1 protein-coding gene is annotated in these 1327 nt (G+C 63.7%); it reads right to left on the reverse strand.

All coding sequences use genetic code 11. The annotated features are described in order from the left end of the window. Nucleotides 1-16: 16 nt before the first annotated feature. Entirely contained in the window at nt 17-1273 is a 1257-nt protein-coding gene (locus tag AU194_RS29730) for an IS30 family transposase (RefSeq protein ID WP_157576598.1), read from the reverse strand. Between the last annotated feature and the right edge of the window lie 54 nt (nt 1274-1327).

The raw sequence follows: 1327 nt of genomic DNA on the forward strand, positions 1-1327 counted from the left end.
CTTGGGTTCAAGGCGTCTATGCAACAGCGGGTGGATTGAGTGGGTCGCACAGTAGTGCGTCGAGTGTTTCGGCGGGTGTTTTCCAGCCGAGGGTCTTGCGGGGTCGGTTGTTGAGCTTGGCGGCGACGTAGTCGAGGTAGTCGGCCGGAAAGATCGAGAGATCAGTGCTTTTGGCAAAGTACTGACGCAGCAGTCCGTTGGTGTTCTCGTTGGTGCCGCGCTGCCAAGGTGAGTGTGGATCACAGAAGTAGATGTCGAGATCGGCCGCCTTGGCGATGACAGCGTGGTTGGCCATCTCGCTGCCCTGGTCCCAGGTCAGGGTCTGGCGCAGGATCGCCGGCAACTGGGCCATCTTGGCCACGATCGCCTCCTGCACGGCTTCGGCGGTGTGGTTGTCGGGCAGGTGCAGCAGCAGGACGAACCGCGACGCGCGTTCGACGACGGTGCCGATCGCCGACCCTGAGGCGGTGCTCCCGAGGATGAGGTCGCCCTCCCAATGTCCGGGAATCGCACGGTCGGCGACCTCGGCGGGCCGCTCGCTGATATTCACCATGTCGCGGATGCGCCCGCGACGCTCGTCCGGGCGCCGCTGCGGTTTGCGCAACGCGCGCCCGGTGCGCAGGCAGGTGTGCAATTCGCGACGCAGGTTTCCCCTGCCCTGCAGATAGATTGACCGATAGATGGTCTCCGGGGACACTCGCATCTCCGCATCGTCGGGGAAGTCGATGATTAACCGCGCTGCGATTTGCTCAGGGCTGTGCTCCTCGAGCAGTTTCGCCTGCACTTCATCATGCAACACCTGATTGCGGGCCAGCTTGCCCAGCTGCGGACGTCGAGCACGCTCGTCGGAGCGGGACTGCGCCACCACCGCGTCGTATCGCACGGTGGCGGTCGAACCGCTCTGCCGCGCTCCGAACGCCTCCTTGCGCCGATACCCCGACTTGCGTCCGTCGTTGTGGTGGACACCGTTGACGTCGAGCTCGTACTTGATCGTCGACGCTGGCCGGCCCAATCGCTTACCGATCGAATTCAGAGATTCGTTGGCCGCGACTCCGATCTGGATCTGGATGCGGTCGGCCAATGTCAGACGCGGCCGAGGTCCCGAGGTCGTCGGCTCACGCTTTTGCGGGTTCACTCCTCCAGCGTGGGTGAACCAGCGAACCCCGGTAGCGCACGACACACCGACCGCCACACCGGCTTCACGCGCGGTGCAACCCGCACCGATACGGCCCCAGAATTCACGAACAACACTCGACAACGGTGGACGTGGCATAGCAGCACTTCCCATCAGAATCAGCTGCTATTGCAACGACGCCTTGAAACCGCC

It is taken from the genome of Mycobacterium sp. GA-2829 (assembly GCF_001499965.1).
Taxonomy (GTDB): domain Bacteria; phylum Actinomycetota; class Actinomycetes; order Mycobacteriales; family Mycobacteriaceae; genus Mycobacterium.